At 48.6% G+C, this 8786-nt stretch carries 9 protein-coding genes; all 9 read left to right on the top strand.

The features are described 5' to 3' along the window. Window positions 1-2018 (top strand): CHAT domain-containing protein (locus AC2VDX_RS03715; RefSeq protein WP_486928100.1); only part of this gene is annotated, 2018 nt, incomplete at its 5' end. A gap of 460 nt (window positions 2019-2478) precedes the next feature. Further along, window positions 2479-2922, top strand: a complete 444-nt coding sequence (locus AC2VDX_RS03710) for an ATP synthase subunit I (RefSeq protein ID WP_378175761.1) — start codon at window positions 2479-2481, stop codon at window positions 2920-2922. Between the two features lie 53 nt (window positions 2923-2975). After that, window positions 2976-3737 carry a F0F1 ATP synthase subunit A gene (atpB, locus tag AC2VDX_RS03705; protein WP_378175758.1) on the top strand — a complete coding sequence of 254 codons (762 nt, stop codon included), beginning with the start codon at window positions 2976-2978 and terminating at the stop codon, window positions 3735-3737. Window positions 3738-3953: 216 nt separating this feature from the next. Beyond that, window positions 3954-4199, top strand: a complete 246-nt coding sequence (gene atpE, locus AC2VDX_RS03700) for an ATP synthase F0 subunit C (protein ID WP_015112744.1) — start codon at window positions 3954-3956, stop codon at window positions 4197-4199. Between the two features lie 173 nt (window positions 4200-4372). Next, window positions 4373-4807: a F0F1 ATP synthase subunit B' gene (locus tag AC2VDX_RS03695; RefSeq protein WP_378175754.1), complete on the top strand. Its 435-nt coding sequence runs from the start codon at window positions 4373-4375 to the stop codon at window positions 4805-4807. A 97-nt stretch (window positions 4808-4904) separates the two neighbouring features. After that, the gene (locus tag AC2VDX_RS03690) at window positions 4905-5474 is read left to right on the top strand and encodes a F0F1 ATP synthase subunit B (RefSeq protein ID WP_378175751.1); all 570 of its coding nucleotides are present in this window, start codon (window positions 4905-4907) and stop codon (window positions 5472-5474) included. After that, a complete protein-coding gene (gene atpH / locus AC2VDX_RS03685) occupies window positions 5474-6031 on the top strand; it encodes an ATP synthase F1 subunit delta (RefSeq protein WP_378175749.1) in 558 nt (185 codons plus the stop codon). The genes AC2VDX_RS03690 and atpH overlap by 1 nt, the downstream gene beginning before the upstream one ends. Before the next feature lie 186 nt (window positions 6032-6217). Then, window positions 6218-7735, top strand: coding sequence for a F0F1 ATP synthase subunit alpha (gene atpA, locus AC2VDX_RS03680; protein WP_378175747.1), 1518 nt, complete (start codon window positions 6218-6220; stop codon window positions 7733-7735). Window positions 7736-7824: 89 nt separating this feature from the next. Then, on the top strand, window positions 7825-8775 hold the full coding sequence (locus tag AC2VDX_RS03675; RefSeq protein WP_378175745.1) for a F0F1 ATP synthase subunit gamma: 951 nt from the start codon (window positions 7825-7827) through the stop codon (window positions 8773-8775). Window positions 8776-8786 lie beyond the last annotated feature (11 nt).

Here is an 8786-nt window from a genome sequence, read left to right as displayed (position 1 = left end):
AGTACCACCAGCAGAGTTTGGTAATAGCGCGGGAAATTAAAAACCGTTCGGGGGAGGGAGCAGCCCTGGGCAATCTGGGAAATGCTTACGATTCCCTGGGAGACTACGCCAAGGCGATTGAGTACCACCAGCAGCGTTTGGCAATCGCGCGGGAAATTAAAGACCGTTTGGGGGAGGGAGCAGCCCTGGGCAATCTGGGAAATGCTTACTATTCCCTGGGAGACTACGCCAAGGCGATTGAGTACCAGCAGCAGCGTTTGGCAATCGCACGGGAAATTAAAGACCGTTTGGGGGAGGGGCAATCCCTGGGCAATCTGGGAAATGCTTACAATTCCCTGGGAGACTACGCCAAGGCGATTGAGTACCAGCAGCAGCGTTTGGCAATCGCGCGGGAAATTAAAGACCGTTTGGGGGAGGGGCAATCCCTGGGCAATCTGGGAAATGCTTACAATTCCCTGGGAGACTACGCCAAGGCGATTGAGTACCAGCAGCAGAGTTTGGCAATCGCGCGGGAAATTAAAAACCGTTTGGGGGAGGGGCAATCCCTGAACAATCTAGGACTTGCCCTCCAGAAAGCTGGCAATCTCGTTCAAGCCGAAAAAACCCTCCGCGCTGGAATTGAGGCATACAAATCTCTACGGGAGCTATTGGGTGGCAATGATGCCTACAAAGTGTCAATTTTTGAGCAGCAAGCTCGCACCTATCGCCTGCTGCAACAAGTCCTGATTGCCCAAAATCAACCCACTGCTGCTCTAGAAGTTGCTGAAAGCGGTCGTGCCAGGGCATTTGTAGAGCTATTGGCTACACGCTTCTCCTCCACTTCATCTGCTCAACCTAATGTCTCTACAAATCCACCCAACATCCAGCAAATTCAACAAATCGCCAAACAGCAAAACGCTACCCTTGTTGAATATTCGATTATTTATGATGACTTCAAGATTCAGGGTAAACAAGAACCTCATGAATCAGAACTCTATATTTGGGTAATCCAGCCCACAGGCGAAGTGGCATTTCGTCGCGCTGACCTCAAACCCCTGTGGCAGCAGCAAAATACAACGCTTCCACAGTTAGTTGTCAACAGCCGTAAATCTATGGGTGTCAGAGGTCGTAGCATCTTTGACGTAAACGTAGTTGCCAAGCTAGAAACAGACCAATCTGAACGCTTACAGCAACTTCATCAACTGCTAATTCAACCCATTGCCGACCTCCTGTCTACTGACCCCAATGCCCGTGTTATCTTCATCCCTCAACAATCCTTGTTCCTGGTTCCCTTTGCTGCCCTCCAAGATGCCAACAACAAATACCTCATCGAACAACACACTATCCTCACGGCTCCCTCGATTCAGGTACTGGAGTTAACCCGCCAGCAACGACAACGGGTTCCAGGGTCAGCTAAGGATGTGCTGGTCGTTGGCAATCCGATTATGCCCAGCCTTGCCCCCAAGGTTGGGGAAAAGCCTCAACCGCTACCGACCCTACCAGGTGCCGAGAAGGAAGCGATTGAGATTGCTCGTCTCCTGAACACGACAGCCCTGACTGGTAAACAAGCCACCGAATCCGCTATTGTCCAGAAGCTACCCAAAGCCAAGATGATTCATCTGGCAACTCACGGATTGCTGGATGATTTTCAAGGGTTAGGTATACCGGGTGCCGTTGCTCTCACCCCTTCCGGAACAGATGACGGTTTACTTACCGCCAGCGAAATCCTCAATCTCAAGCTAAATGCCGAGTTAGTTGTCTTGAGTGCTTGCGACACTGGGCAAGGTAAACTGACTGGCGATGGCGTAATTGGACTGTCTCGCTCTTTAATTACTGCGGGTGTCCCCAGTGTCATCGTCACCTTGTGGTCGATACCCGATAGCCCGTCTGCCTTGCTGATGACCGAATTTTATCGAAATCTGCAACAAAAGCCTGATAAAGCGCAAGCTTTGCGAAGCGCTATGCTAACGACGATGAAACAATATCCCAACAAACCCAGCGCTTGGGCTGCATACACGTTGATTGGGGAAGCTGAGTGAGAAGCTACGGAGAACAGCCGCCAGCTGCTACAACCGGGGGCGATACCCACACCAATGCGTAAAATGCTTCCTGAATGAGAACCCATGAGTTGTAGGTTGGGTTGAGGAACGAAACCCAACAAATGCTTATGCTAAGGAGAACAGCCGCCAGCTGCTACAACCGGGGGCGGGGCGATACCTACACCAATGCGTAAAATGCTTCCCGGATGAGAACCCATGAGTTGTAGGTTGGGTTGAGGAACGAAACCCAACAAATGCTTATGCGTGTTGGGTTTCGTTCCTCAACTCAACCTACGCAGATTTTGGATTTTTAGCTCCAAATGAACAGTATTGCATTTTAATTCGCTGACATCGGCTTAATTCTTTTTTAAGTAATGTTACCTCTGCATGGTATATTCAAAATGTTTGGTTCTGACCTGTAGTAGTTAGACCAAATAGCACAAGCTGAAACACATCAGTTGTGAACTTGTCAAACGAATCTCAAACAACCACGCCGACCACCGAGGAGTTACCACAAACTGGTTCGCCTGTATCAGAATCAGCTGGCTCCATGCAAGAGTACTACCAACTTCAACAAGAGTTGTTGCTGACTACACTTGCTTTGACCGGGATTATTTTTATCTCTGTCTGGATTTTTTACTCCCTCAACATTGCCCTGAATTACTTGATAGGGGCGTGTACTTGTGTGGTTTACTTGAGGATGTTGGCTAAAGACGTTGAGCAACTAGGCACAGAGAAACAGCGTCTGAGCAAGACTCGGTTTGCTCTGTTTATTGGGTTGATTATAATCGCAACCCAAGTGAATAAGCTACAGATTCTGCCCGTATTTTTGGGATTTCTGACTTATAAAGCCTCCCTCTTCGTCTATACGCTTCGGACTTTGTTTTTCCCGGACACTCGATAAGTTAGGCAGTGTTAGAATTCTCCACTTTTTAATCCCTGGAGAACCCTCATTGAATGGAAATGCTAAGTATTCTTTCCGCCTTTAATTCATTCCCCCTCGCCAAACTAGAAGTTGGTCATCACCTTTATTGGCAAGTGGGAAATCTGAAAATTCACGGGCAAGTTTTTCTCACTTCCTGGATTGTTATTGGTCTTCTTCTGCTTGCTTCGTTAGCTGCCACTCGGAATATCCAGAGAATTCCTAAAGGTATCCAAAACTTCATGGAATATGCCCTGGAATTCATTCGAGACCTGACCAGAAACCAGCTTGGCGAGAAAGAATACCGTCCGTGGGTGCCATTTATTGGCACGCTGTTTTTGTTTATCTTTGTCTCAAATTGGTCTGGTGCATTAGTTCCCTGGAAGCTAATTCACCTTCCAGAAGGAGAACTAGCAGCTCCCACGAATGACATCAATACCACAGTGGCACTGGCATTGCTAACTTCTTTAGCGTATTTTTACGCAGGTTTTAGCAAGCGGGGTTTAGGGTACTTTAAAAAGTATATTGAGCCGACACCGATCCTATTACCCATTGCCATTTTAGAAGATTTCACAAAGCCCCTTTCCCTCAGCTTCCGTTTATTTGGCAACATTCTGGCGGATGAACTGGTAGTAGCAGTGTTAGTTCTACTAGTTCCCCTGTTTATCCCTCTGCCAGTCATGGCTTTGGGGCTATTTACCAGTGCCATTCAAGCTCTAGTGTTTGCCACCTTAGCAGCTGCATACATTCATGAAGCGATGGAGGGGCATGGTGATGAAGGGCATGAGGAGCATTGACCTTCTTAGGAAGGAAGAAGGATATTAAGAATGAATAAAATCATTCCTCCTTCCCCAGATTCCCTTCGGGATGCCCTCAGTTGATAGAATTTGAGATTTGGGATTTGAGATTAAAAATCTTGACTCAAAACTCAACACTTGTAAGGGTACGGTCGTGCCGTGCCTCTACTCCAAACTCTCTGTTTTTTGTTCTGTACTTAAGGTAAGGAAATAATCATGGACCCATTGGTTTCTGCTGCTTCAGTTCTGGCTGCTGCTCTAGCAATTGGTTTAGCTGCAATTGGCCCTGGTATTGGTCAAGGAAATGCTGCTGGTCAAGCAGTCGAAGGTATTGCTCGTCAGCCAGAAGCAGAAGGTAAAATTCGCGGCACTTTGCTGTTAACCCTGGCTTTCATGGAATCCCTTACCATCTATGGTCTGGTGATTGCCCTAGTGTTGCTGTTTGCTAACCCCTTCGCTTAAAATTTTTTGTTTTAGTAGAGACGCGATCGCTGGCGTCTCTACTAAAACAAAGTTTTTAGTTTGTAGTCCTGTTGATGTAAGTTGAACCCCATGCCTAGGGGGTATAGAGAATATGACAAGTGAGATAATTTTGCTTGCCATTAAAACTGCTGTTCAAGCAAAAGAGGGAAGAAATGTTTGATTTCGACGCTACCTTGCCCTTGATGGCAGTGCAGTTTCTGCTATTGGCAGCGGTATTAAATGTGGTTTTCTATAAGCCACTGACTAAAGCGCTAGACGAGCGCGATGATTACATCAGAACGAATGAGATGGGTGCGCGGGAACGCTTGGCGAAAGCTGAGCAGTTAGCAAAGCAATATGAGCAACAGCTAGCGGATACCCGCAGGCAGTCTCAAGCGCTGATTGCAAATGCTCAAGCCGATGCCCAGAAAATAGGCGCTCAAAAAATAGCTGAGGCACAGCAGGAAGCTGTTGCAAAACGAGAACAGGCGTCTCAAGAGATTGGACAGCAAAAGCAAGAAGCCTTGCAATCTCTTGAGACCCAGGTAGATGAACTCAGTCGCCAAATTCTGGAAAAAATATTGGGACAGCAGCTGGTCAACAGATAGAGAGCTTGAAGGAAAAGCTGTCATTAGTCATTAGTCATTAGTCATTAGACCAAAGCCAATGATTGATGGCGAATGACCAACTTCATACTTCAATGGGATGGGTATCATGGGAACTTTTTTCTTATTAGCCGAGGTGGCTCACTCAGCTGGCTCTGAATTAGCAGAGGCAGAGGGGCATGGTGGTTTCGGACTGAATCCGGACATTTTTGAAGCCAATCTAATTAACCTGGCAATTCTTATTGGTGTACTGTTTTACTTTGGACGTAAATTATTAGGCAATATCCTAAGCGAACGTCGTTCAAGGATTGAAACGGCGATTGGAGAAGCAGAGCAACGCCAGAAAGAGGCAGCGGCTGCACTTTCTGATGCCCAGCAGAAATTAACTCAGGCTCAAGCGGAGGCAGAACGAATCCGCAAAGATGCTGAAGAAAGTGCTAAGGCAGCTAGAGAAGCTATTTTGGCGAAAGCAGCGAAGGATGTCGAACGCTTGAAAAAAACAGCGGTTGAGGATTTGAACACCGAAAGGGAGCGAGCGATCGCCGAACTCAGAGTGCAGGTTTCCGCAATGGCGTTGCAGCGCGTCGAGTCGCAACTCAAAAGCCAATTGGATGATGCTGCTCAACAACAATTAATTGACAGCAGCATCGCTAGTGTAGGAGGTCGCTGATGAAAGGTAGTATGGTTAGCGGTGAAATCGTAGAGCCGTATGCAGAGGCATTGATGTCCTTGGCTCAGTCGCAGAACCAGACAGAGCGGTTTGGCGAAGATGTGCGTTCTTTGTTGGCAGTCCTGCAAAGCTCCGAGGATCTACAGCATTTTCTGGGAAATCCAGTCGTAAACGCTGAAAATAAAAAAGCCGTATTGCGGCAAATTGCTGGTGACGGACTTCATCCCTACATCCTCAACTTTTTGATGCTGCTGGTGGAGAGGCGACGTATCCTGTTTCTAGAGGGAATATGCAAACAGTTTCAGGCACTTCTGCGAAAGCTGAATCAGACTGTTCTAGCAGAAGTCATCTCAGCGGTGGAACTCTCGGATGCCCAGCAGCAAGCCATCGGTGAAAAAGTAAAAGCGATTAGCGGTGCCCAGCAAGTAGAACTCGATACCAAACTAGATCCAGATTTAATTGGTGGTGTCATCATCAAAGTAGGGTCTCAGGTATTGGATGCCAGTTTGCGAGGACAACTGCGCCGCATTAGCCTACGCCTGAACAGTGCCGCCTAAAGTTGAAAGTTGAGAGTTGGCAAGACAAGCAGTTTGTCGGTGGAAACTTTTCAGATTGGATGTTGGCAAGTTAAGCAATTGAAATTTTTAAATCTTAACTTTTAACTTTCAACCTACCACCGCAAAAATATAAGGCTTCAACCTTCAACCTTTAAAACAAACCCTTCCATCCTTTAACAAGTAACCATGATCAGCATCAGACCTGACGAAATTAGCAGCATTATTCGGCAGCAAATTGAACAATACGACCGAGAAGTTAGTGTTTCTAACGTTGGTACCGTATTGCAAGTAGGCGACGGGATTGCCCGGATTTATGGCCTGGACAAGGTCATGTCTGGGGAACTGGTGGAATTTGAAGACGGTAGTGTTGGCATCGCCCTGAACTTAGAAGAAGACAACGTGGGCGTGGTGCTAATGAGCGATGGTCGCCAGATTCAGGAAGGCAGCTCAGTTAAAGCCACAGGCAAGATTGCTCAAGTGCCAGTGGGCGAAGCCTTGATTGGTCGCGTTGTGGATGCCCTCGCTCGTCCGATTGATGGAAAGGGAGACCTTCATACTACAGAAAGTCGCCTAATTGAATCAGGCGCACCAGGAATTATTGAGCGGCGCTCAGTGTATGAACCGATGCAAACCGGGATTACCGCTATTGACGCGATGATTCCGATTGGTCGGGGTCAGCGAGAGCTAATCATTGGTGACAGACAAACCGGAAAAACTTCGATTGCAGTTGACACTATTCTCAACCAGAAAGAAGAGGACGTGATTTGCGTCTACGTCGCCATCGGTCAAAAAGCTTCTACCGTCGCCCAAGTGGTGAACGTGCTTCAGGAACGAGGCGCAATGGACTACACCATCGTGGTAGCGGCAAACGCCAACGACCCGGCAACGCTGCAATATCTGGCTCCCTACACGGGCGCTAGTTTGGCAGAATACTTCATGTACAAGGGCAAGGCGACGCTCATCATCTATGATGACCTCTCCAAGCAAGCCCAAGCTTATCGCCAGATGTCCTTGCTGCTGCGTCGTCCACCCGGACGGGAAGCTTATCCTGGGGATGTGTTCTATCTCCACTCCCGGTTGCTGGAGCGTGCGGCAAAGCTAAGTACAGAACTGGGTGAAGGCAGCATGACTGCGCTGCCAATTATCGAAACCCAAGCTGGGGACGTTTCGGCTTACATTCCCACTAACGTGATTTCGATTACCGATGGTCAGATTTTCTTGACCTCGGACCTATTCAACTCTGGCTTGCGTCCGGCGGTGAACCCCGGTATTTCCGTGTCGCGGGTGGGTTCGGCGGCTCAAACCAAGGCGATGAAAAAGGTGGCTGGTAAGCTAAAGCTGGAGTTGGCGCAGTTTGACGACCTGCAAGCTTTTGCCCAGTTTGCCTCGGATTTGGATAAGGCAACCCAAGACCAGTTGGCACGAGGTCAGCGCTTGCGGGAACTTCTGAAGCAGCCGCAATACTCGCCGCTATCAGTGGCTGAGCAAGTGGCGGTTGTTTATGCAGGTTTGAATGGCTATTTGGATGATATTCCTGTAGACAAGGTGGCTCCTTTTGCGCGATCGCTGCGGGATTACCTGAAAACCAGCAAGCCGAAGTACATGGAAATCCTCCGCAGTCAGAAGCAGCTGACGGAAGAAGCGGAAGGTATTCTCAAAGAAGCGATCGCTGAAGCTAAGAAGACCTTCATGGCAATGGCGTAATTTGTCGTTAGTCATTGGTCATTGGTCGTTAGCTCTCGAACTAATGACTACTGACTAATGACTACTAACTACTGACTAATGACAAAACTATGGCAAATCTGAAATTTATTCGCGATCGCATTCAGTCGGTCAAAAACACCAAAAAAATCACCGAGGCAATGCGCCTAGTTGCCGCCGCCAAGGTGCGCCGCGCCCAACAACAGGTAACTGCCACTCGCCCCTTTGCCGACCGCCTCGCTCAGGTTCTCTACGGTCTGCAAAACCGTCTGCGGTTTGAAGAAGCAAATCTGCCTCTGTTGAGAAACCGGGATGTTCGGTCTGTAGGAATTTTGGTCATTACAGGCGATCGCGGTCTTTGCGGTGCCTACAACACCAACGTCATCCGTCGCGCTGAAAACCGCGCCAAGGAACTACAAGCCGAAGGTCGGGACTATAAATATGTGCTGGTAGGGCGCAAAGCCATCCAGTACTTCCAGCGTCGTAACCAGCCCATTAACGCCACTTATACCGGCTTAGAGCAAATTCCCACAGCAGCCGAAGCATCCAGAATCGCTGACGAACTGCTGTCCTTGTTCCTCTCAGAGAGCGTAGACCGGATTGAATTGGTCTACACCAAGTTTGTCTCTTTAATCAGCTCTCGCCCAGTGGTGCAAACCTTGCTTCCGCTGACTACGCAAGGACTAGAAGCAAGAGATGATGAAATCTTCCGCCTCACAACTAGGGGCGGCGATTTTGAGGTAACGCGGGAGAAAGTCTCTGCCCAAGTTCGAGAGTTCCCACGGGACATGATCTTCGAGCAAGATCCGGTGCAGATTCTTGATGCCCTCCTGCCGCTGTATCTGAATAACCAGTTGCTGCGGGCTTTGCAAGAGTCGGCGGCGAGCGAACTAGCGGCACGGATGACGGCGATGAACAACGCCAGCGACAACGCCAAGGATCTGATTGGTACTCTCACTCTGAAGTACAACAAAGCGCGTCAGGCGGCAATCACCCAGGAAATCTTAGAAGTCGTCGGCGGTGCCGAGGCGCTACAAGGTTAGATTTCGCTTTC

Source organism: Coleofasciculus sp. H7-1, assembly GCF_057473865.1.
The sequence above is the reverse complement of the archived record's forward strand: the minus strand, read 5'-3'. Positions and strand labels throughout refer to the sequence as shown.

Bases quoted from the DNA above. Each gene is read 5' to 3' on its own strand.
- atpB (WP_378175758.1), top strand. From the start codon at position 2,976: ATGGAAATGCTAAGTATTCTTTCCGCCTTTAATTCATTCCCCCTCGCC.
- atpE (WP_015112744.1), top strand. From the start codon at position 3,954: ATGGACCCATTGGTTTCTGCTGCTTCAGTTCTGGCTGCTGCTCTAGCA.
- AC2VDX_RS03695 (WP_378175754.1), top strand. From the start codon at position 4,373: ATGTTTGATTTCGACGCTACCTTGCCCTTGATGGCAGTGCAGTTTCTG.
- AC2VDX_RS03690 (WP_378175751.1), top strand. From the start codon at position 4,905: ATGGGTATCATGGGAACTTTTTTCTTATTAGCCGAGGTGGCTCACTCA.
- atpH (WP_378175749.1), top strand. From the start codon at position 5,474: ATGAAAGGTAGTATGGTTAGCGGTGAAATCGTAGAGCCGTATGCAGAG.
- atpA (WP_378175747.1), top strand. From the start codon at position 6,218: ATGATCAGCATCAGACCTGACGAAATTAGCAGCATTATTCGGCAGCAA.
- AC2VDX_RS03675 (WP_378175745.1), top strand. From the start codon at position 7,825: ATGGCAAATCTGAAATTTATTCGCGATCGCATTCAGTCGGTCAAAAAC.